This is a genomic window from Mesorhizobium sp. M0621 (assembly GCF_040320745.1).
GTDB lineage: Bacteria > Pseudomonadota > Alphaproteobacteria > Rhizobiales > Rhizobiaceae > Mesorhizobium.
Genome location: NZ_JAMYQF010000013.1, coordinates 39,793 through 63,210 on the forward strand (window position 1 = coordinate 39,793; position 23,418 = coordinate 63,210).

At 63.4% G+C, this 23,418-nt stretch carries 14 protein-coding genes; 5 read left to right on the forward strand and 9 right to left on the reverse strand.

Translation table 11 applies throughout. The features are described from left to right. Positions 1–251 precede the first annotated feature (251 nt). Positions 252–6,542, forward strand: a complete 6,291-nt coding sequence (locus tag NKI38_RS11920; RefSeq protein ID WP_352657681.1) for an apolipoprotein A-IV repeat region-like domain-containing protein — start codon at positions 252–254, stop codon at positions 6,540–6,542. A gap of 156 nt (positions 6,543–6,698) precedes the next feature. Here NKI38_RS11920 and NKI38_RS11925 read toward each other — a convergent pair whose 3' ends face one another. The 4 genes from NKI38_RS11925 to NKI38_RS11940 all read right to left on the reverse strand — a co-directional run bounded on the left by NKI38_RS11925 (position 6,699) and on the right by NKI38_RS11940 (position 10,785). Beyond that, positions 6,699–7,292: an ABC-type transport auxiliary lipoprotein family protein gene (locus NKI38_RS11925; protein ID WP_502899296.1), complete on the reverse strand. Its 594-nt coding sequence runs from the start codon at positions 7,290–7,292 to the stop codon at positions 6,699–6,701. A gap of 94 nt (positions 7,293–7,386) precedes the next feature. Beyond that, complete coding sequence (locus NKI38_RS11930; protein ID WP_352657686.1) at positions 7,387–8,760, reverse strand: MlaD family protein; 1,374 nt, start codon at positions 8,758–8,760, stop codon at positions 7,387–7,389. Between the two features lie 14 nt (positions 8,761–8,774). Beyond that, positions 8,775–9,596 carry an ABC transporter ATP-binding protein gene (locus NKI38_RS11935; RefSeq protein WP_352657689.1) on the reverse strand — a complete coding sequence of 274 codons (822 nt, stop codon included), beginning with the start codon at positions 9,594–9,596 and terminating at the stop codon, positions 8,775–8,777. A gap of 1 nt (position 9,597) precedes the next feature. Continuing rightward, positions 9,598–10,785: an MlaE family ABC transporter permease gene (locus NKI38_RS11940; RefSeq protein ID WP_352627894.1), complete on the reverse strand. Its 1,188-nt coding sequence runs from the start codon at positions 10,783–10,785 to the stop codon at positions 9,598–9,600. A 76-nt stretch (positions 10,786–10,861) separates the two neighbouring features. Here NKI38_RS11940 and dgcA point away from each other — a divergent pair, with 76 nt between their 5' ends. Then, positions 10,862–11,845: an N-acetyl-D-Glu racemase DgcA gene (gene dgcA, locus NKI38_RS11945; RefSeq protein ID WP_352657691.1), complete on the forward strand. Its 984-nt coding sequence runs from the start codon at positions 10,862–10,864 to the stop codon at positions 11,843–11,845. Here the strand turns inward: dgcA and NKI38_RS11950 are convergent. After that, the gene (locus NKI38_RS11950) at positions 11,816–13,030 is read right to left on the reverse strand and encodes an MFS transporter (RefSeq protein ID WP_352657694.1); all 1,215 of its coding nucleotides are present in this window, start codon (positions 13,028–13,030) and stop codon (positions 11,816–11,818) included. The two genes, dgcA and NKI38_RS11950, sit on opposite strands and share 30 nt — an antisense overlap. Before the next feature lie 125 nt (positions 13,031–13,155). After that, entirely contained in the window at positions 13,156–13,971 is an 816-nt protein-coding gene (locus tag NKI38_RS11955; RefSeq protein WP_126068979.1) for a UDP-2,3-diacylglucosamine diphosphatase, read from the reverse strand. A 120-nt stretch (positions 13,972–14,091) separates the two neighbouring features. Between NKI38_RS11955 and NKI38_RS11960 the strand changes: the two genes are divergently transcribed. The 3 genes from NKI38_RS11960 (at position 14,092) to NKI38_RS11970 (ending at position 18,678) form a co-directional block, all read left to right on the forward strand. After that, the gene (locus NKI38_RS11960; protein ID WP_352657697.1) at positions 14,092–14,871 is read left to right on the forward strand and encodes an SDR family oxidoreductase; all 780 of its coding nucleotides are present in this window, start codon (positions 14,092–14,094) and stop codon (positions 14,869–14,871) included. Positions 14,872–15,048: 177 nt separating this feature from the next. Next, complete coding sequence (locus tag NKI38_RS11965; RefSeq protein WP_352657700.1) at positions 15,049–17,373, forward strand: NADP-dependent malic enzyme; 2,325 nt, start codon at positions 15,049–15,051, stop codon at positions 17,371–17,373. Positions 17,374–17,463: 90 nt separating this feature from the next. Further along, a complete protein-coding gene (locus NKI38_RS11970) occupies positions 17,464–18,678 on the forward strand; it encodes a DUF2865 domain-containing protein (protein WP_352657702.1) in 1,215 nt (404 codons plus the stop codon). On the opposite strand, the gene gltX is transcribed toward NKI38_RS11970, so the two are convergent. The 3 genes from gltX to NKI38_RS11985 all read right to left on the reverse strand — a co-directional run bounded on the left by gltX (position 18,596) and on the right by NKI38_RS11985 (position 23,343). Then, positions 18,596–19,969 carry a glutamate--tRNA ligase gene (gltX, locus tag NKI38_RS11975; protein WP_352657705.1) on the reverse strand — a complete coding sequence of 458 codons (1,374 nt, stop codon included), beginning with the start codon at positions 19,967–19,969 and terminating at the stop codon, positions 18,596–18,598. The genes NKI38_RS11970 and gltX overlap by 83 nt on opposite strands. 199 nt (positions 19,970–20,168) lie before the next feature. Beyond that, entirely contained in the window at positions 20,169–21,407 is a 1,239-nt protein-coding gene (locus NKI38_RS11980; RefSeq protein WP_352657708.1) for a hypothetical protein, read from the reverse strand. Between the two features lie 139 nt (positions 21,408–21,546). Next, positions 21,547–23,343, reverse strand: a complete 1,797-nt coding sequence (locus tag NKI38_RS11985) for an ABC transporter ATP-binding protein (RefSeq protein WP_352657711.1) — start codon at positions 23,341–23,343, stop codon at positions 21,547–21,549. Positions 23,344–23,418: the final 75 nt, after the last annotated feature.

Sequence of the window (23,418 nt, forward strand, 5' to 3'; positions counted from 1 at the left end):
CGATCGCCCAAAAACCTAAGCGAATCCAGTGGACAACGGGTTAATGGTTGGCCCGGAAAAATGGTGCGAAAACGGCGCCGAAATCACGGTTGCGTTAACCTTATATTTAAAGTTTTACGTATCCCGCGGAATGCATGTTTTCTTTACCCCCCTGTGTCATTACGATACGAGGGGTCCATTTTCAGCCTCCTGCGCGTGGTAAGACAAACAGAATTATAAGCCCGCGGCAGCTAGTACAGGGTAGCGAAGGCATGGCAAAGAAACCAACGACGAGAACTCTCGACAACGAAGTGGCCAGGGAACTGGAAAAGGCGCTTGATTTCGACCTCAGCAATGATGTCGGCAGCGGCGACCTCGACATCGCGGCTTCGATGGAGGATCTGGAAGCGCAGATATCTCAGGCCGCCGACGAGCTGGCACGCGAGGGACGCGATCAGAAACCGGAGCCCGTGGTCAATCAGAGCCAGGCCGCAAAACCCGCGCCAAAGGCCAAGCCTGCCGAGTTGCGTCCCGTGGAAACACGCAATGGCGCCCAGCCTGCGGGTTTCGCGCCGGCCAATGACGATCGCCAGAAGGACTACAAGACGCTCCTGCACAGCCTCAACAGGCGTGCCTCGAACACCATTTACTGGGTTGTCGCCTTCGTTTCGCTCGCCTGGTTCGCCGGCGCCGGCGGATTGGCCAATCTCCTTTTCGGACCGAGCATCTGGAGAATCCGCACGCTTGACCAGTTCCTTGCCCGTCCGGAGTTGATCGGCCTCGCCGTCGCGGCGATCGTGCCCGTCATCCTGTTCTGGGCTTTCGCGGCCATGATTCGCCGCGCCCAGGAAATGCGCATTGCCGCCCAGTCGATGACCGAAGTGGCCTTCCGTCTGACCGAACCGGAAAACCTTGCCCAGGATCGAGTCATGATGATCGGCCAGGCCGTTCGTCGCGAGGTCGCGGCCATGGGCGAAGGCATCGAACGCACGCTTGCCCGCGCCGTCGAGCTGGAAACGCTGGTTCACAGCGAAGTCAACCAGATCGAACGCTCCTATTCCGAAAATGAATCCCGCATCCGCTCGCTGGTCGACGGGCTCGGCAGCGAGCGCGAAGCCGTCGTCACGCACGCAGAGCGCGTCCGCGCCTCGATCACCGGCGCGCATGAGACGCTGAAGGACGAGATCGGCGCCGCCTCCGACATCATCCGTGATTCGATCCTCAATGCGTCGACCAAATTGTCGATGACCATCACCAATTCCGGCGACACGCTCATCGACCGCATCAACGAAAGCTCGATGTCGATCTTCGATTCGGTGGAAGGTCGGCTCGATTCGATCACCGACCGTCTGTCGACCTCCGGCGAGGCCTTCGCCAGCCTTCTCGACACCCGCATCGCCAAGCTGACGGACACCACGGACGGCCTGACACGGTCGTTGACCGATCTGCTCGACGATCGCACCACCGGCATGGTGTCACTGCTTGGCGGTGCCGCACGCACCCTCAATTCCGAGTTCGAGGCCAGCCTCAACGGCATCGAGCGGACGCTCGCCGAACGCGGCCAGGCGCTGATCAGCGAGTTCCAGACCCGCGCCGAGGCGCTGGATACCGGAACGCAGAAGCTCAATGCGGCCCTCGAGGCCCGCGCCCGCCAGATCAACGAGACGCTGGTCGAGCGCGCCCGTGAAATCGCCCACACCTTTGCCGAGAGCAAGGACACGCTGTCGGCGATGATCGATCAGGGCAAGACCCAGATCGGCGCCGACATGGCCGACATCGTCACCTCGACCTCCTCCATGCTCGAAGCCCGCGCCAGCGACTTCGCCGGGCGCATGGAAGCCGCCCGTCACGTCGTCTCGCGTTCGTTCGACAGCGACATCCAGCGGCTCGCCGATGCCCGTGTCGGCATCGAGGAAGCCGTAGAGAACCACAGCAGAAAGCTGTCCGAAAGCCGCGAGCGCATGGCCGAAGCCATGCAGGCCGATCTGGCGAAGTTCGCCGAGGGCCGCGCCGGCATCGATGCGGCGGTGACCAACCAGGTGCAGAAGCTGGCCGAAGGCCGCAGCCTGATCTCGCGCGCTCTCGAAGAGGATCTGCGCAAGGTCAACGAATCGCGGGCGGCCATCGATGCGTCGCTCGGCAGCCACCTCGAAAGGCTGGAAGAAGGCCGCAACAGGCTCTCCACGGCCCTGAACGAAGACTCCGGGAAACTTGTGCAAGCCCGTACGATCATTGATGAAATGGTTGCCGGACACGTCGGAAAACTCGCCGAGGGCCGCAACATCCTGTCGCGCGCACTGGAAGCCGATCTCGGCAAACTATCCGACAGCCGCGCCGACATCGACGGTCTTGTCGCCGGTCAGGTCGAGAAGATCGCGGAGGGCCGCGCCGTGCTCGCCAAGGCGTTGGAAAACGACATTATAGGCATCAAAAACCTCATCGAAACCCATTCCGCCAAGCTGGCGGAAGACCGCACGCAGCTTTCCCACTCGCTCGACAGCGATCTGTCCGGCATACGCGGCCTGATCGAGGGCCATTCGGGACGGCTGGCCGAAGACCGCAGCCTGCTGTCGCAGACGCTCGAAGCCGACCTTGCCAAGCTTGCCGAGAGCCGCTCGAGCATCGACGGTCTCGTCGCTGGTCAGGTCGAGAAGCTGGCGGAAGGCCGTGACATTCTCAAACGGGCTCTGGAATCCGATCTGAACACGATCAAGGGCGTCATATCGAGCCAGTCGGAAAAGCTGGCCGAGGATCGCGGGCAGCTTTCGCGGGTCCTGGAAGCCGACCTGCAGAATGTGAACAGCGTCATCGCCGACCACATGAACAAGCTGGTTCAGGACCGTTCGACCCTGTCCAAGGCGCTCGAGAACGATCTCGCCAAGCTGGCCGACAGCCGCTCCAGCATCGACGGGCTGGTCGCCGGTCAGGTCGAAAAGTTGTCTGAGGGTAGAGATATCCTGCGGCGCGCCCTGGAATCCGACCTCAATGCGATCAAGGGAACCATTGCAGACCAGTCGCAGAAACTGGTCGATGACCGGGCACAATTCGCCCGGGCGCTCGAGGCTGATCTCGAAAGCGTCAACAGCCTGGTCAACAGCCATTCCGAACGGCTCGCCCAGGACCGTTCGACCTTGTCGAGGTCACTTGAGGCCGACCTCGAAAACGTCGGCGGCCTCGTCAACAGCCACGCGGAAAGGCTTGTCCAGGAACGCTCGACCCTGTCGAAGGCGCTTGAAGACGACCTGGCCAAGCTCGCCGAGAGCCGCTCCAGCATCGATGGCCTGGTCGCCGGCCAGGTCGAGAAACTCGCCGAAGGCCGCGATATTCTCAAGCGCGCGCTGGAAGCCGATCTGGCCAAGCTGGCCGAAAGCCGCTCCAGCATCGACGGTTTGGTCGCTGGTCAGGTGGAGAAACTGGCCGAAGGCCGCGACATTCTCAAACGCGCCCTCGAAGCTGACTTGCAGAAGCTGACCGAAAGCCGCGGCGATATCGACGATGTCATTGCCGGACATGTCGGCAAGCTGTCCGAGGGTCGCAATATGCTGACCCGCGCGCTGGAAGACGATCTCGGCAAGCTCGCCGAGACCCGCAAGGACGTTGACCGCTCGCTGTCGGGCCATATCGACCAGATAGCCGCCAGGAGCACCGGCATTTCCGACGCGATCGCTGCCGATGTCGAGAAGATCGAGCAGGCGTTCAGCCGTCAGACCGGCATAATCGAAGAGCGCGCCGGCACCATGGAACGTGCGCTCTCGACAGGCGTCGACAACGTTCGCGCCGTGCTCGAGAAGAGTGCCGTGTTTGTCGCCGGCGCCCTGCGCGAAAAGGTTCTGGAAGTCACCAGCACGCTGCACGAGCAGGCCGGTGCCGCGTTCAGTGACGCCGACCGCAAGATCGCCGAGCGCGCCGAGCAGACCTCTGCCGCCCTGCTGGCACGGGCCGAAGATATCGCCCGCACCTTCGAGGACGCCGACCGTCGCCTGCACGCCCGTGCGGAAGATACGTCGAACGCCTTGCTTGCCCGCGCGGACGATACGTCCAGTTCGCTGCTGGCCCGCGCCCATGAAACCGCCGATCAGCTGGCTGCTCGTGCAAGCCAGATCGCCGGCGCCTTCGACGTGGCGGACCAGAAGCTCGCCGCCCGCGCCCAGGAAACCACTGACCAGCTGACCGCCCGGGCTCAGGACACCGCCGATCATCTGACCGCCCGTGCAAGCGAGATCGCCGGCACGTTCGATGCAGCCGATCAGAAGCTGGTCGCCCGCGCCATCGAAACGGCCCAGTCGCTGGCCGCGCGCGCCGGCGATATCCTGCGCAACTTCGAAGGCGCCGACCAACGGCTCGGCATGCGCATCGGCGAATCGGCCGAAGCGCTTGCCGCCCGTGCCTCGGACCTTGGCCGCATCTTCGATGCAGCCGACCAGCAATTGGTCTCGCGCATCGCCGAAGGTTCGGAAGCACTGTCCAGCCGCGCCTCGGAAATCGGCCGCATCTTCGACGACGCGGATCAGCGCCTGGTGACGCGCATCGCCAGCAGCACCACCACGATCGGCGAGCATGCCCAGACCATCGTCGGCGCCTTTACCGATACCGAGCAAAGGGTCGCCGAACGTGCAAGGCGGACCGGTCAGGAAATGGCCGTGCATGCCCGCGAAATCGAGCAGGCGCTTGCCGGCGCCGACGAGCGGCTTGCATCGAGCGCGGCGGCCGCGGCCGCCCGTGTCGAAGAGCAGGTCTCAGGCGTCGAGAACCGCCTCGCCCATACGGCCGAGACGATGGGCCAGAAGCTCAACGAGCAGGTGTCGAATGCCGAGGCGCAACTCGTTTCGCGCGCCAATGTAATCGCCGAGACCTTCACCGCGGTTGGCCAGCATATCGGCCAGAGCACCAACGATGCCGCCAAGACGATCGGCGCCAACACCCGCGAACTCAACACCATGCTTGCAGCGCGTTCGGCCGAAATGTCGAAGATCCTCGACGAAACCGCACGGCCTTTGGTCGAGCGCTTCGCCCAGGGCGGTTCGGAACTGCAAAAGAGCATGGAAGAGGTCACCGAACGCGCCGCCGAGAAGCTGCGCAGCGAGAATGCCGCACTTGTCGACGCGCTCGCCAGTCGTACTGCCGAGACCTTGTCGGCGGTCGAAGGCGCCCGCTCGTCACTGTCCGACAGCGTCGCCGACCTCATCGGCCGCATGACCAAGTCCAGCTCGCAGCTCGGTCAGCTGATCGAGCAGGCTGCAGTCAATCTCGGCGAGGTCGATGAACGCCTCAGCGGCAGCACGCAAAGCTTCGCCGCCACCACCGAGAAAGCCGCGCAGACCTTCGCCAGTTCGGCGCGACTGGTCGATTCGAACACCACAAGGCTGACGGACTTGTCGTCGTCCACCTTGCGCGAGGTCGCGTCGATCGCCACCAAGTTCGACGAACACAGCCGTCTGCTGTCCAGCGCTTCGGACCTGTTGAGTTCGGCCCAGAGCAACCTCGAGCACACGCTCGAACGGCAGTCGTCGCTCGAGGATCTCGCCGTCGGCCTGGTCAAGAAATCGGAAGATCTCGAAAGGGTCATGCGCTCGTTCGAAAATCTCGTCGGCCAGACGCTGCAGAACGCCGAAGGCAAGACGATGGAGTCGGCCGACAAGATCCGCAACGCCATCACCGACGTCGTCGATTCGGCTACCAAGCGCTTCGCCGATGCGACCGAGGAGATGCGGCGCACCGCGGGCTCGATCAAGAGCGAACTCGACCTCACCCGCGCCGAACTCAAGAAGGGCGTCATCGAGATGCCGGAAGAGGCAAAGGAATCGACCTCGGCCATCCGCCGCGCCGTCTCCGAGCAGATCAACGCCCTGAAGGAGCTTTCGGACATCGTTGCGAAGTCCGGTCGCAGCAGTGATGGCTCCGAGCCCCGCAATCTGCGTCCGGCGCCGCAAGCGCCGGCCGCACGCACCGCCGAGCCGCCGCGGCGCGCACCGCCGGCACCGCAGCCGGAGCTGCGCACCCCTCAGGCGCCGTTGGGCGGCCCTGCATTGCGCGGCACGCTCGACCTTGAGCGCCCCGCCGAGGCGGCACCACGCCAGCGTGGTGATGCACGTACGCCTCAGGGCGGTTGGGTGCGCGATCTCCTGACCGCGGCGTCGAACGACGAGGACCTAAGGTCCGCAGCACCCTCGGCGCCCGCGGAAGCACCGCGCGCGGCCCCTGCCCAGCGCTCGCCCCTGCATGTCGTGGAATCGCTGAACTCGCTCTCCGTCGATATCGCGCGAGCCATCGATCACGAAGCTTCGATCGAGTTGTGGAACCGCTACCGGCGTGGCGAACGTGACGTGTTCACGCGGCGGCTCTACACGCTGAAGGGCCAGCAGACGTTCGACGAGATCCGTCGCAAGTATCAGGCGGAGGCCGAGTTCCGCGCCGCCGTCGACCGCTACTGCGACGATTTCGAGAAGCTGCTCAAGGATGTCTCGCGCAACGACCGCGACAACATCATGGCGCAGACCTACCTGACGTCGGACACCGGCAAAGTCTACACCATGCTGGCCCACGCCAGCGGCCGCCTGCATTGATCGACCGATAGGGTAACCAACAAAAAAGGCGGGAAATTTCCCGCCTTTTTCATGTCGACCGACTTGTATTGTGGCACATCAACGGCGCCGCGTCCGTTGCAGTGCCTCTGACATCGGAGTTGGCAGAAGTGCTGTGCGATCAAACCTTTACCGAAATCAGATCACCGAATCCGTCCAGCGCACGATCTGCTTGGCGGCATCGCCGAACGCGTTGTCGAGCGCACTGACATAGGCCGGATTGCCGCTGCCCAAAACGGGCGCGGAGGCGGTGAAGCTCTTCGACGCACGCACCTCGCCATTGCGATCGTTGAGGATGCGCACGAACAGGTCGACCTCGGCATGTTCGCCGCCGTCGACGCTCACTTCGAACGAACGGACCTCGACGATCACCTGATAATCGATCGCAAGGCCCTCGCCCGGCTTGCCGACGCCGGCAAAACTGCCCGAACGCTGGAACGTCTCGGCCAGCCGCGCCTGCACGATCAGCGGCAGCCGGTCGGCCCATTGCGCGCCCTTGAGATACTGGATCGAGCGATCCGATGGCTTGATGACGATGTTCTGGCTGTCCAGTGCTTTGAGCGCCGACGGCTGCGCGATCAGGATCTGGCGACGGCTGTGGCCGCGCGCATCAACCGAAGGCGCCGACAGCTCAAAGGTGTCGAGTGGCGCAGGCTTGCCTCCAAACACCGCGCAGCCGGCCAGCGTCAGGGCAAGCAGTGCCGCAGCCGATGTCAACCCGCCCGTTCTCAACCACACAGACTTCACGCGCGATCCCCGTTGTCCCCGGATCGTAAGATCATGCCGCTTTCGCGGCTCATGTTTCTGGGGTGCGTCGACGCCGAAGTCAACGTCGCGCCCTGCCATCGAACTGCCTTACCTCGCCTTCGCCACCCGAAAGGATGCGCTGCGGATTGCGGCTGAGATCGGTCACCGCCTCCTCGATGCGGCTGATCGAACGGCGGCTGTCCTGCACCAGCGCCTCGACATTCGAAAGCCCCTGACCCGAGAAGCGCGTCAGATTGTCGGTGATGACGCCAAGGCGCGCATTCAGCGTGTCGGCTACCTGCTTGAATGATTTCAGCGTGGCTCTGGCGTCGGCCATCACGCCATCGGCCTGACCCGAGCCGAGCAAGGTGTCGACCCTGGCGAGGATGCCGTCGACGCGCACCGAGGCATCGTTGAGGCGCTGGGCGAGTTGCTTGGCATCCTTGATCGTCTGGTCGATGTCGTCGGCCCGGTTGGCGAATTTGTCGGTCACTTCTGCGATGTCGGCGGCCGCCTTGTCGGCGTTTTCGCTGGCCTTCTGGATGTTGGCGAGTGCGGAACGCACCTGCGCCGGATCGATGCCGTCGAGCACGCCGTCGACCTTCGTCAGCGTGCCTTGCGTCTGCTTGGCGAAATCGTTGACCGACCCGACGGCCGTATCGACGTTCTTGATCACGCCGTCGAGCTGTTTCGAAGTCTCCTTGAGGTTGCCCGTCACCGTATCGACGTTGGCGACAATGCTCTTGATCTTGTCCTTGTCGACGGCGTTGAGCAGGCCTTCGGCTGCCTTGAGCGTGCCGTCGAGCTTGCCGGAAACGCCTTTCAGCTCGTCGGACAACGCACTGGCGGCGGATAGGAACTTGTCGATACCGTCGGAATTCTTGGCCAGCGCATCGGAGAAGGTCTGCACGTTCTGCACGGTCTGCGTCAGCGGCCCGCGAACGTCCTTGGTGAAGCCTTCGAGTTCCGTGAGCACCTTGTCGGCGCGGGTAAAAATGTTCTGCGCTGTCTGCAAGAGGTTGGTTACCGCCGACGGGTTGGCGACGATCTCGGCGACCTTGCCTTCCTTTTCCGCCTGGTCGAGGAGTTTTACTTCCTTGGGGTCGGCGCCCTTGAGTTCGATGTTGGCCTGTCCGGTGAGGCCGGCAAGACCGATATCGGCCTGCGTCGACTTGGTGATCGGCGTCAGGCGATCGATCTCGGTGTCGGCGATGGCGACTGTCGGATTGTCGACGTCGATATAGACGCGCCTGACATCGCCGACCTTGACGCCGTTGAACAGCACGAAACTGCCGCGGCCAAGCCCGGACGCCGAACCCGGAATGCGCACGCGCAGCACCGTCGTCTCGCCCTTTTCGCCGATCGCCGCCGTCCAGTAGACGAAGGCGAACGCCGCCAGGATCGCGGCCAGCGTGAAAATGCCGACAATGACGTAATTGGCTCTGGTTTCCATTGTCCCACTTATGGCTATGCGCGCGCGGCAAGATCAAGTTGCCGAGCGCGTTTTCCGCGGAAATAGGACTTTACCCACGGCTCCTCGCTCTTCAGCATGTCGTCGATGGTGCCTTCGACCAGCACTTTCTTCTTGCCGAGCACGGCCACGCGGTCGCAAGCGGTGAAAAGCGTGTCAAGATCGTGCGTCACCATGTAGACGGTCAGATCCATCGTATCGCGCAGCTTGACCACCAGCTCGTCGAACTCCGCCGCGCTGATCGGATCGAGGCCCGATGTCGGCTCGTCGAGGAAGACGATATCGGGGTCGAGTGCCAGCGCCCGCGCCAGCGCCGCTCGCTTGATCATGCCGCCGGAAAGTTCGGACGGAAATTTCTGCGCCGCGTCCGGCGGCAATCCGACCAGTTCGATCTTGAGCAGCGCCAGCTCATCCATCAGCTTCTTCGGCAGGTCGAGATATTCGCGCATCGGCACCTGGACGTTTTCCTGCACCGTCAGTGCCGAAAACAGAGCACCGTGCTGGAACAGCACGCCAAGCCGCATATCGATGCGCAGACGCTCCACTTCGCTGGCCTTCTCGACATCGACGCCGAACAGCTTGATCGTCCCCGACTGCTTGCGCGTCAGGCCAAGGATGGTTCGCAACAGAACGGATTTGCCGGCACCCGAGGCGCCGACAAAGCCGAGGATCTCGCCACGCCTGATATCGAGCGACAATTTGTCGAGGATGAGCTTGTCGGCGAAGGAGACGCTGATGTTGTGCGCGGAAAGCACGATATCGCCCTCGCCCGCATCGTCCGCCACCGCAATCGTCTTTGTCCTGCGCCGCAGCTTCATTTCAGAACTCGATCGCTGCGTAGAACATGGCGAAAAGCCCGTCGAGGATGATGACCACGAAAATCGACTTCACCACCGAGGCTGTCACGTGCTGGCCGAGCGATTCCGCGCTGCCGCCGACCTTCATGCCTTCGACCGAGGCAATCGTGCCAATGATCATGGCCATGAACGGCGCCTTGATCAGGCCGGCGAAAATCGTGCTGAGATCGATGGCGACACGCAGCCGGTCGAGGAAGGCGGCCGGCGCGATGTCGGAATAGAGCCAGGCAGCCAGTATGCCGCCGCCGAGTGCGGCGAAATTGGCGATGATGGTCAGGCACGGCAAGGCGATGACTAGCGCCACCAGCCGCGGAAAGACCAGGACGCCGATCGGGTTGAGCCCGATGACCTTCAGCGCGTCGACCTCCTCGCGCATCTTCATCGAGCCGATCTCGGCGGTGATCGCGCTGCCGGAGCGGCCGGCGATCATGATTGCCGTCATCAGCACGCCGAGTTCGCGCAGGATCAGCACGCCGACCAGGTCGACGACGAATATATCGGCACCGAAATAGCTGAGCTGATAGGCGCCTTGCTGGGCAACGATGGCACCGACGATCGCCGACATCAGCACCACCACCGGAATGGCGCCGACACCCATGCGGTCGATCTGGTTGAAGATCGCCGCCGGGTTGACGGCATGACCACGGCCGAGCTTCATCTGCGCGCCCCGGATGGTGGCGCCGAGGATGTTCATCGAGGAAAGGAAGTCGTCGCGCATCTCGTAGACGCGGCGGCCGACCGCCTCCAGCGCGCGGATGACGATATTGGGCGGACCGGCAGCGCCGGATTCGGGTTCGCGCCGCACGGCCTCGCCCACCGCGTCGAGCAGGATCGAAGCGATCTCGCTCTGGCCTTGCATCTGGATCTCGACGCCCTTCTTCTCGAAGGCGCTGACCAGCCGGTCGATCAGCCAGGCGCCGGCGGTGTCCATCTTCTCGATCTTGGAAACATCGAGCGCCAAGGTTTTGAAGCCGCTTCGTTTTTCGATCTTGCGCATGTCGGCGTCGATCAGCGCGACGGTCCGTGTCGTCCAGATTCCGGAGAAGGCGCAGCCGAGAACGCCGTCCTCCTCGCCGATTGCCACGCGCGGTTCGTGGTCAGCCTCCCCTGCGGTCGTGCCGCTTGCGTCGCGCTTGCCGATGGTCAACATGGCATCCTGTTTAGCCTGACGGGTCTGACCTGTCGATTTGCCGACAACGCTTGTCGCATAGCAGGAGCAGAAAAATATGGCGCGTGTCATTTCGGTCGAGGCCGAGCGTTTTCCAATCGCCGGAACCTTCACCATCTCGCGCGGTTCCAAGACCGAAGCCGAAGTGATCTCCTGCACGATCAGCGAGGGCGGCCACGCCGGCCGTGGCGAATGCGTTCCCTACAAGCGCTATGGCGAGACCATGGACGGCGTGCGCGAGGCGATCGAGGCCATGCGCGACCGGATCGCCGGCGGCATCAGCCGGGCCGCTTTGCTCGATGCCATGCCGGCCGGAGCTGCCCGCAACGCTATTGACTGCGCCCTGTGGGACCTCGAAGCCAAGCAGAGCGGCAAACCGGTGGCATCCAGCATCGGTGCCGCTCCATTGCGGGCGCTCGAAACCGCCTACACGCTATCGCTCGGCGAACCGGAAGCGATGGCAGCGCAGGCCCGCGCCAATGCGGCGCGGCCCCTGCTCAAGGTCAAAATCGGTGGCGACAACGACATCGCCCGCATCCGCGCCGTCAGGCAAGCGGCACCCGACAGCCGAATCATCCTCGACGCCAATGAGGGCTGGAACGACGACAACATCGTTGCGAACCTTGCATTCGCCGCCGAGCAAGGCATCGCGCTGATCGAACAGCCGCTTCCGGCTGGCCATGACGAGATCCTGGGCCATATCGCGCATCCCATGCCGATCTGCGCCGATGAGAGCGTGCATGAGGTGAAGAACCTCGGAGCTCTTGTTGGCCTCTACGACGCCGTCAACATCAAGCTCGACAAGTCGGGCGGCCTGACAGCCGCCCTTGTGCTGCGCGATCGCGCCCGCGAACTCGGTTTCGGCGTCATGGTCGGCTGCATGGTCGGCACGTCGCTGGCGATGGCCCCGGCGGTGTTGCTCGCTCAGGATGCAGATTTCGTCGACCTCGACGGTCCGCTGCTGCTTGCCCGCGACCGTGTGCCAAGCCTTGTCTATCAGGGATCGCTGGTGTCACCGCCTGATACGGCGCTGTGGGGCTGAGCGCGCCGCAAACCCGATCAGCACCAGTCCGATCAAAGCGATCGGGATCATGGCAAAAAAGCCGTCGACGCCGAAACGCTCGTAAAGCGGGCCGGACGCCAGCGTTACCACCGCCATGAAGAAGCCGTTGGAGAAATAGGCAATGCCTTGCGCGGCACCGGTTCGCTCCTCGGAGACCGTTTCGCCGATCATCTTCTGCAGGCCGATCAGCACCAACGCCACCGAAACCGAGTGCAGCGACTGGACGCCGAAAAATCCGGCAACGCCGAGCCCGAGCGGCCAGACCAGCGGAAAGGCGATCCAGCGCACGATCGAGCCGATCCCTGCCATCACCATGATCGACACGACGGAGAACCGGTCGAAAAAGCGGGTGAACATCATGAACATGCAGACTTCCGACACCACGCCCCAAGCCCACAAAAGGCCGACAACCGAATCGCTGAGGCCGATCGATTTCCAGTAGATGGAGACGAAACCGTAGAGGAATGCGTGGCTGGCGGTGATGACGCCGACGCCGATCGAAAAATACAGGAAATATGGATTGAGAAGCTTCGGCGCGGCGTGCTGGATGTCTGTGGCTGACAGCGGTGAAGCGCGCCGCGGACGGCCAAGACGTGGCGCCAGCAGTCCGGCGGCAAGGGCCGCGACAAACGCCACCATAATGATCACCGGAACCGCCCGCGAGCCGGTTGCCGACAGGATGAAGCCACCGGCGACATTGGCGAGCAGATAGGAGATCGAGCCCCATTTGCGCATGCTCGTATAGTTCGAGCCGAAGCGGCGCACACCCGAAAGCGCCAGCGAATCGGCGATCGGCGAATGCGGCGTCCAGACGATGGTCAGCGCCAGCGAAACGGCCAGCACCATGGCGTAGGTCGGCGTCAGGAAATAACCGGCCGACAAAAGCAGCGACGCAGCTACCAGCGCGACGTAGACATCGGCGCGATCCTTGGCACTATCAGCCAACGCGGTCAGCAACGGCGTCGTCACCACGCGCAGAAACATGGGGGCCGCCAGAATGACGGCGATCTGCTCGGCATGAAAACCCTTGGCCTGTAGCCACAGCGGGAAATATGGCAGATGCGTTCCGAGCGGCACGAACAGCGTCGCGAAAATCAGGCTCATGCGCAGTTCGAAATGGCGCGGCTTGACGAGTTGTTCGGGCGAAAGCGGCGGCAGGGACATGAATCGATCCAATAACGCTGCACTCGGCCGGATGGCAGCGCGTATCGATCCCTTAACATGGGCGAAAACCGGGCGAAACCGGTTGGACTAATCGATTGATCCCGGAGTAAGGACGAACGCCGGCGCTATGCCGCCTGCCCAACCCGGTCTTCGATGAGCAACGGGATAAAGGGCTCGTCCGGCGCCTCGGGCAGCACCTGTGCCCAGGTCAGGATTTCCATCCGGCCATCAAAATGCTCGACCACAGCCGTGCAGCTTTCCACCCAGTCACCGGTGTTGATGTACTGGACATCGCCAAAATTCTCGATGACGGCATGATGGATGTGGCCGCAGATGACGCCGTCGACATGCGAGCGGCGCGCCTCGTCCGCAAGCATGGTCTGGAACGAGCCGATGAAGTTCACCGCTTTCTTGACGTTGACCTTGGCCCAGGAGGAGAACGACCAGTACGGCAGTCCGAGCAGCTGGCGCAGCCGCGTCACCACGCGGTTAACCAGCATGGCCGCGTCATAGGCGTGGTCGCCGAGGTAGGCCAGCCAGCGCGCATTGTGGACGACGGTGTCGAACTGGTCGCCATGGATGACGAGCAGGCGCTTGCCGTCGGCGGTCTCGTGGATGGCGCGGTCGGCGACAACGATGCCGCCGAAATGCACGCCCTGGAACTGGCGGGCGAATTCGTCATGGTTGCCGGCGATGTAGGTGATATTGGCGCCCTTGCGCGCCTTGCGCAGCAATTTTTGCACGACGTCGTTATGGCTTTGCGGCCAGTGCCAGCTCCGCCGCAGCCGCCAGCCGTCGACGATGTCACCGACCAGGTAGATGATGTCGGCGTCGTGATGTCTAAGGAAATCGATCAGGAATTCGGCCTTCGCCGCCTTCGAGCCCAGATGGACGTCGGAAATGAACATGCTGCGAAAAGTGCGGGGCTCTTGGCCGGACATCGCGATTTCACCCTTGCTTTCGCGAGAGCCTATGCCCCGATTCATGCAACAACCGTATGACGGTTGCGATTGGTCCAGCCGAAGGACTAGCTTGCCGCCGGGCCACAAGGAGAAATCATCATGGATCTCGGTATCAGCGGGAAGAAGGCCATTGTTTGCGCTTCGAGCAAGGGACTTGGGCGCGGTTGCGCCATGGCGCTGGCCGAGGCCGGCTGCGACATCGTCGTCAACGGGCGCAATGCAGAGCTGGTGGCGAAAACCGCCGCGGAGTTGCGCCAGCGCTATGGCGTCACGGTGACGGAAGTCGTTGGCGACGTCTCCAAGCCCGAGGTGCAGAAGGCGCTGCTCGCGGCCTGCCCGGAACCGGATATCCTTGTCAACAACAATGGCGGACCGCCGCTTCGCGACTTCCGCACGCTCGACCGCGAAAAGATCCTCGAAGGCGTCACCCAGAACATGGTGACGCCGATCGAGCTGGTCCAGGCTGTCCTCGACGGCATGGCGGCGCGCGGCTTCGGCCGCATCGTCAACATCACGTCGCTGTCGGTCTACGTGCCCATTCCCGGCCTCGACCTGTCGTCCGGTGCGCGCGCCGGCCTGACCTCGTTCCTGGCCGGCGTGGCGCGGACGGTGGCGGATCGCAACGTGACCATCAACAGTCTTTTGCCAGGCAAGCTCGACACCAACCGGCTGCGCGGGCCGCACGAGGCCGGCACATCAGAGGATCCTGCCGCCGCAGCAGCCCGCAAGACACGCATCAGCGCCGATGTTCCGGCCAAGCGGCTCGGCACGCCGGAGGAATTCGGCCAGATCTGCGCCTTCCTGTGCTCGGTCCATGCGGGCTATCTGACCGGGCAGAACATACCGGTCGATGGCGGTCTCTACGTCAGCGCCTTTTGATCGACGCGCCTGCCAACCAGCAGCAAGCATTTGCTATAAAATCGGCATAAGCACTTGATAGATAATGGTTTTCTATGCGCCGCAGGGTAAAGCTGGCGGCGCGTCAATTAGCGTCGCGAAAAACCTCGGCTGCATGCTAAAAGGGAATCTCCAGGCAGATTTCGAGGGAGCGGCCGCATGGAAGGCGAGAGCAAAAAGACGGCACGTTCGGACCTCGACGAAGCCGCCCTCTACTTCCACAAGCACCCTAGGCCGGGAAAGCTCGAGATCCAGGCGACCAAGCCGCTCGGCAACCAGCGCGATCTCGCGCTCGCCTATTCGCCTGGTGTCGCCGCCCCTTGCCTGGAAATCCGCGACGACCCGGCGACCGCCGCCGACTATACCGCGCGCGCCAATCTGGTTGGTGTCGTCTCCAACGGTTCGGCCGTGCTCGGCCTCGGCAATATCGGCCCGCTGGCCTCCAAGCCGGTCATGGAGGGCAAGGCTGTCCTGTTCAAGAAGTTCGCAGGTATCGACGTCTTCGACATCGAAATCGATGCGCCCGGCATCGAGCGCATGGTCGAGACGATCTCGGCTTTGGAGCCGACCTTCGGCGGCATCAACCTCGAGGACATCAAGGCGCCGGAGTGCTTCGAGGTCGAGGAGCAGTTGAAGGCCCGCATGGGAATTCCGGTGTTCCACGATGACCAGCACGGCACCGCCATCATCGTCGCCGCCGCCGTGCTCAACGGACTGGAATTCGCCGGCAAGACCATATCGGACATCAAGATCGTCACCTCCGGTGCCGGCGCCGCCGCCCTTGCCTGCCTGAACCTGCTGGTCTCGCTCGGCGCGCGTGTCGAAAACATCTGGGTCACCGACCGTTTCGGTGTCGCCTACAAGGGCCGCACCGACGAGATGGATCGCTGGAAAGACCCTTATGTGAAGGACACCGAGGCGCGCACGCTGGCCGATGTCATATCGGGCGCCGACGTCTTCCTCGGCCTGTCGGCGGCAGGCGTGCTGAAGCCGGAACTGCTTGAGCACATGGCGCCGAAGCCGCTGATCCTGGCGCTGGCCAACCCCAATCCGGAGATCATGCCGGAGGTGGCGCGTGCGGCGCGTCCCGACGCGATGATCTGCACCGGCCGTTCCGATTTTCCCAACCAGGTCAATAACGTACTGTGTTTTCCTTACATATTCCGCGGTGCGCTTGACTGCGGCGCCAGCGCCATCAACGAGGAGATGAAGATGGCGGCGGTGCGGGCGATCGCAGCCCTTGCCCGTGAGGAACCGTCCGATGTCGCCGCCCGCGCCTATTCCGGCGAGACGCCGATCTTCGGCCCCGAGTTCCTGATCCCCTCGCCGTTCGATCCGCGCCTGATCCTGCGCATCGCCCCGGCGGTCGCCAAGGCTGCCTGCGACACCGGTGTCGCGACCAGGCCGATCACCGACTTCGCCGCCTATATCGACAAGCTCAACCGCTTCGTCTTCCGCTCCGGCCTGGTGATGAAGCCGGTTTTCTCGTCCGCCAAGGCGTCGAGCGCCAAGCGCGTCATCTATGCCGACGGCGAGGACGAACGCGTGCTGCGCGCCGCCCAGGTGGTACTCGAGGAAGGCATCGCCGAGCCGATCCTGATCGGCCGCCCGCATGTCATCGAAGTGCGCCTGAAACGCTATGGCTTGCGCATCAAGCCCGGTGTCGATTTCGGCCTGATCAATCCGGAAGACGATCCGCGCTATCGCCACTATGTCGACCTGCTGATCGAACTCGCCGGCAGGCGCGGCGTGACGACGGAGGCCGCGCGCACAATGGTGCGCACCGACAACACGGTGATCGCAGCGCTTGCACTGAAGCGCGGCGATGCCGACGCCATGGTCTGCGGCCTCGAAGGCCGCTTCGAGCGGCATCTGCGCAACGTCACCCTGATCATCGGCCCGCGCACCGGCGTTAGGGATCGTGATCTCTCGACGCTGTCCATGCTGATCTCGCAGCGCGGCATCATTTTCCTGACCGACACGCACGTCTCCGTCGATCCGACGGCCGAGGAGATCGCCGAGATGACGGTGCTGGCGGCGGAAGAAATCCAGCGCTTCGGCATCGAGCCGAAGGCAGCACTCCTGTCGCATTCGGATTTCGGCTCGCGCGATTCACCCAGCGCGCTCAAGATGCGGCAAGCGGCGGCGATCCTGGCGCGTATCGCGCCCGAGCTGGAGTGCGACGGCGAAATGCATGCCGATTCTGCTTTGTCGGAGCATCTGCGCCAGCGCGTCTATCCCCACTCCAGGCTGAAAGGCGAGGCCAATCTGCTGGTGTTTCCCAACCTCGATTCGGCCAACATCACGCTGACCGCGCTCAGAACCATGATGGATGCGCTGCATGTCGGGCCGATCCTGCTCGGCACGGACATGCCGGCGCACATATTGACGCCGTCGGTCACCTCGCGCGGCGTGGTCAACATGACGGCGCTTGCCGTGGTCGAAGCCGCCCATAAGGCGCAGGCGGTCGTCAATCTGGGCTGAACGCGGATTTCGCGGTAAACTGCAGTTAACCGCGAACACGGTAGCCTTGCGGGCCAACGGGCGGGATTTGGGCTGGCGGAGTTTGGGCGGATGGCAAGCGGAGAGTGGAAGCAGGCGCATACTGCCGTGCTGCTCGGCCTCCTGCTGTCCAGCGCCTGGGTGGCCGAACCGCAGGCCGCGTCGCGGGTCTGCCGCCAGTTGGAGGCCGATCTTGCCGCGGCCTCACGCAGTGGCGGTGGTGGTCCGGCACTAATCAGGAAATACGATTCCGCAATTGCCAGGCAGCATGAGCAGATCTCAAAAGCCCGCAGCCAGGCGAGCCGGGCCGGGTGCGGCTTCTCGCTGTTTGGCCGCAACCTCAATCAATGCGCCGGGCTCAACGCTACAATCGACCGCATGAATGCCAATCTCGACGCCTTGCAAAACAAGCGCGAGCGGATGGCCGGCGGTGGCTCGCGCCGTGACCGCGGACGCATCCTGGCGGCACTTGATGCCAATGGCTGCCGTAACGACACTGTTGCGCCACGCCGTGCTCCCCTCCAGGAAGCCAACCGCGACGGCGGCAGCACAAACCTGTTCGACCAGCTTTTCGGCGGCAACAGCCAGCAGCTCGATACGCTCGATAATACACTTGACCAGCCTGACGATCCCGGCGAGGAGCGCGACATTCGCCGGGTGCTCAACCGGCCCGGCGTACCGGACTTTCCGAGCGTCGGCGGTGAATTCCACACTTCCTGTGTGCGCACCTGCGACGGCTACTTCTTTCCGATGTCGAACTCGGCCTCGGCAGGCGATTTCGAACGCGACCAGAAGAATTGCGAATCGAGCTGCCCCGGCACCGAGATGCAGGTTTTCTACTCGCGCGGCATGGACGACGATTCGGCCTCGATGACGTCGTCGGTCACCGGCCGGCCCTACAGCGAATTGCCGACCGCCTATCTCTACAAGCAGCCCGACATGTCGCGGCCGCCGGCTTGCGGCTGCAACGCCGCCGCGCAGGGCTTCCAGATCATCGCCGGCAACCCGCCAAGCCCGGAGCAATCGCAGCCCGAAACGGACGCTGCACCGTTCATCCCAATCCCCGTTTCCAAGCCAGACCCGGGCGTTGATCCGGAAACCCTTGCAAATCTCGAAGGCGGACTCGACCGCGACGCCATAAAACGGCTTTCCGCCAAGCCGGTGACCTCGCCGGTGTCCGCGCTGCCGCCGGAACAGCGCAAAATCAGGGTCGTCGGGCCAACGTTCCTTCCCGACCCATCAGCGGCAATAGATCTGCAAGCTCCGGCCCCGAAGGCAGTCCGGTAAGGGCTGTTCTGAGCGGCATGAACAGGGCTTTGCCTTTGCGGCCGGTCGCTTCCCTGATCTTGCCCGTCCAGTCTTTCCAGATCGTCCCGTTCCAGGGTTCCTCCGGCAACAGATCGAAGGCCTGACCAAGAAAATCGCGGTCGTCATCGGAAAATTCCGGCTTCTCCTGAGGTCCTTCGCGCACGATACGCCACCAGTTGACCGCATCGGCCAGCCGATCGAGATTGCCTCGCACCGCCAGCCAGAACGGTTCGGCCTGCTCGCCCGAAACACCTAGCACGATCAGCCGGTCTTGCGCCTCGGCGAACGGCATATGATGCAGCAGTGTCCGGTTGAGCACGAACAGCTCGTCAGGGTCGAACTTGGTCGCGGATTTCGATGTCGCCGCAGGATCAAAGCGCTCCGCGAGTTCGCCCATAGTCGGCACCGCCGCGACATTCTCCGAGGTGCCGACCAGCACAGCCAGCGAGGCGACGGCCATCGGCTCGATGCCGTCCTCGCGCAGGCTTTCGATGGAGAGCGCGCCGGTGCGTTTCGATAGTCCCTCGCCCGATGCGGTGGTCAACAGGTTGTGGTGGCCGAACACCGGCGGCACGGCATCCAGCGCATGGAACAGGGCGATCTGCACGCCGGTGTTGGTGACGTGGTCGTCGCCACGGATGACATGGCTGACGCCCATCTCGATGTCGTCGACCACCGAGGGCAGCGTATAGAGATAGGTGCCGTCCTCGCGAACCAGCACCGGATCGGAAAGCGAGGCGAGGTCGACGGTTTCCTCGCCGCGCACCAGATCGTTCCAGTGGATTTCGGTGCGTTCCGGCTGTTGCGGATCGCCCGAGAAATTGGGGAGGAGAAAACGCCAGTGCGGCCGGCGGCCATCGGCCTGGTATTCGGCGATCTGCTCTTGGGTCAGCGTCAGCGCCTCACGACCATAGACCGGCGGCAGGCCGCGCGTGCGGCGCACCTTGCGCCTGAGATCCAGTTCCTCCGGCGTTTCGTAGCAGGCATAGAGAACGCCTGATGCCTTCAGCCTCTCGACCGCTGCGTCATAGATCTCGAAGCGTCGCGACTGGTACTCGGTGGCGTCCGGGAAAATGCCCAGCCAATGCAGATCGTAGAGTATCGCGTCTGAAAATTCCTGCTTCGAGCGGGCAATGTCGGTGTCGTCGAAGCGCTGGATGAAGCGGCCCTTGTTGTTCATGGCAAACAGCCAGTTGAACAGAGCCGTGCGCGCATTGCCGATATGGATGCGGCCGGTTGGCGACGGGGCGAAACGAACGGTAACTGTCATGAGTGGGGCGTACCGGATGCTTTTGCGATTGACAAGACGCGCCCCCGCGCTGCCCGGCAGACATAGAACATGGCGAACGCGATGAAAAGGCCGGGGTGGCGCCTCTCAGGCGGCGCATAGGCGGCGGCCAGCCTGGCGGCGCCCGCCTTGACCGAGTGCAGCCAGCCGATGGCGCCGACGAACAAGTCGTCGAAGGCAATCAGTGGCCGAAGTCGTCGGAACTAAGACGGGTCCAGCGGTCGCCCATCACCCCACCGATAAAGATGTCGCCGGAGCGGACCGCTTCCGTGACCTCGGCGATTCGCGAGCGGACCATCGTCCCCCCGGCATAGCGGAAGAAGAGATTCTTGTAGCCAAAGAGTTGAGGCATGAATCTGCTCTGCGTCTGCCCGGTGATGCCCACGCAGCCCATATCCCACGCGGCCGCGATAAGCCCATCCAGCGTCGCGCGCCAGTGAGATCCGGACGATTGGATTTGCAACAGGCTCGCGATGTCGCCGGCTTGACCGTAGAAGGCATAACAACCGAGCATTTTGCCCGTTTCGTCGTAAGTCGCACCGAAATGAAGCGGGCCGTCGGCCCGCTTCTCGGCGGCCAGCGCGAGCAGCCGTGGCAACTCGCCATCCTTCCAACTCGGCCGAAGAGCGTAATCGGACAGCAAGGTCGGCAGCCGCTCGGCAAATTGCGCGGCATCGATCGTCTCACGGTGGACGCGTTGCGACGATGAAAGCTGGACGGGGGGCTCGAACCTTCTTTTCGCAAGAGCATCGAGTGCTCTCGCGCAGGGATCGAGTGCCAAGCGAGGCAGGCCGGGCCATCTACGGTGCAGTGCGGAGGCGGCCATCGCGGCCGGCCGGAAAATACAGGTCCATCCCAGACAATGCACAGGCAGGAGCTGATACTTCATCGGGCGCGCGAAGGCCAGAGATGTCCGGTTGGCCGAATCGGTCAGTTGCAGATCGAATTCGCCTTGGTGCAAGGCACGCAGCAATTGCGGTCCCGCCGAGCCATCGTCGGTGCCGGGGTCGGCCATGAGCGGACCTATGACCGCCGCATTCAATGCCGCTCCGTTAAGCTCGTAACGGGCTTTCAGGACGCCGAGGAACCCACCCAAACGACCATGCCGGTTGATCTGGACAAGAGCACTGCTCACGCCGGACTGGCCGGCAGGGTCAAGATAAATTTCTCTCATATACTCGGCCGTCTCCGCGATCGCGCGATCGAGGAGATGACGCCGCCGCCGGCGAAAGTTCGTCAGGAAGAGTTCGGCGACGCGCTCGAGATCTTCGGCAGCGAGCGGCCGGACCGAGCCGTGCTGAGAGTCCAGCACCGACGGCGCAGCCACCTTTCCCGGACCGGCATTTGCGGAAACAAGATGCATCGTGAAGACCGCTTTAGGTTGCTTTGATATGCATATATCAACCACCGATAGAAACAACGCATCTCCATCGGTAGCGTAAACAGACGTCCTAAACTCAGCATCTGGAAAGGACTTCACAGTCGCGTTTGCTCGACCGGCACACGCTGAGTGACACAACTAGAGGTGGCCCCCGGCCAAAGCCGGAGGCCTCCTCAGATCAGACCACCAGACCCTTGGTCAGTTCCAGCGCCTGGCGCTCGAACAGGCGACGGTAGATGCCGCCTTTCAGCCGGATCAGCTCGTCATGCGAGCCTTCCTCGACGATCTTGCCGCGATCGAAGACCAGCAGTCTGTCGAGCGCCCGCACCGTCGAAAGCCGGTGCGCGATGACCAATGTGGTGCGGCCGACCATCAGCCGTTCCATCGCCTGCTGGATCAGCACCTCCGATTCCGAATCGAGGCTCGATGTCGCCTCGTCGAGGATCAGGATGCGCGCATCGGCAAGGAAGGCGCGCGCGATCGCCACCCGTTGACGCTCGCCGCCCGACAGTTTCACGCCGCGTTCGCCGACCAGCGTGCCGTAGCCTTTCGGCAGGCTGGTGATGAAATCGTGCGCGCTCGCCAGCCGCGCCGCGTGCTCGATCTCATCCTGCGTAGCGCTCGGCCTGCTATAGGCGATGTTCTCGGCCAGCGACCGATGGAACAGGCTCGGTTCCTGCTGGACGATGGCGATCTGCCCGCGCAGCGACGCTTGCGCTACCTGCGAGATGTCCTGACCGTCGACCAGGATCTTTCCCGCATTCACGTCATAGAGCCGCTGGATGAGCTTGACGAAGGTCGTCTTGCCCGATCCCGAATGGCCGACGAGCCCGACACGTTCACCCGGCGCGATGTCGACCGAAAAGTCACGGTAGAGCGCCGATCGGTGACTGCCATAGTGAAAAGTGACGTCGTCGAAGCGGATAGCCCCTTCAGTGATCCGGATCGGCTTGGCGCCGCGCCGGTCCTCGATGCCGAGCGGTTCGGACTGGAAATCGACCAGCTCCTCCATATCGTTGATCGAGCGCTGCAGATTGCGGATATGCGTGCCGATATCCCTGAGATAGCCCTGCAGCACGAAGAGCGAGGTCAGCACGAAGGCGACATCGCCGGCGCTCGCCTGCCCCCAGGACCACAGCATCAGCGCCAGGCCGATCACCGCGGCCCGCATGACCAGCAGTAGCGCCCCTTGCGTGGTGCCATTGATGGTGCCGCGCACCCAGGTGCGCCGCGTCCGCGCACGCCATTTGGCGACGACCCTGGCGAGGCGACGCTCCTCGGCGCCAAAGCCCTTGACCACGGCGTTGCAGCTCACCGCGTCGGCCAGCGAGCCGCCAAGGCGCGTGTCCCAGGTGTTGGCGAGCCTTGCCGCCGGGGCGACATAGCCAAGCGACAGCATCGTCGTGACCATGATGAACAGCACCGAGCCGGCGGCGACGACCGCGCCCATCAGCGGCCAGAACCAGCCGAGCAGCAGCGTCGAGCCGATCAGCATGACGACGGACGGCAGCAGCGCGATGAGGATCGTGTCGTTGAGCAAGTCGAGCGCCCACATGCCGCGTGTCACCTTGCGCACGGTCGAGCCGGCAAAGCTGTTGGCATGCCAGTCGGTGGAAAAGCGCTGGACGCGATGGAAGGCGTCGGCGGCGATATCCGCCATCATCTTCAGCGTCAGCTCGACGATCGCCATGAAGGCTAGGTTGCGTAGCACGACGCCCGTCAATGCCAGGGCCATCAGCATCGAAAACGCCGTCATCGCGGCATTCCAGGCAATGGCGTCCGCGCCGGCGCTGCTGGCGACAGCATCGACCAACCGGCCGGAATAGAGCGGCGTCAGGACGTCGGCCAGCGTCGACAGCAGGAAGCCGCCCATGATGAGCGAAAGCCGCCACAGCTGGCGCCGCCAATGGGTGAGCGTGAAGCCAAGAACGCTGCGAAAGGCGCTCGCCCGCAAATCGATTCGAAAACGAGCCATGATGTCATTCGGGCGCTAACGAGCCCGATCCCAGTAAAGTCGAAAATTGAAGAAGCCGCGCAAGGGGCCAATGAG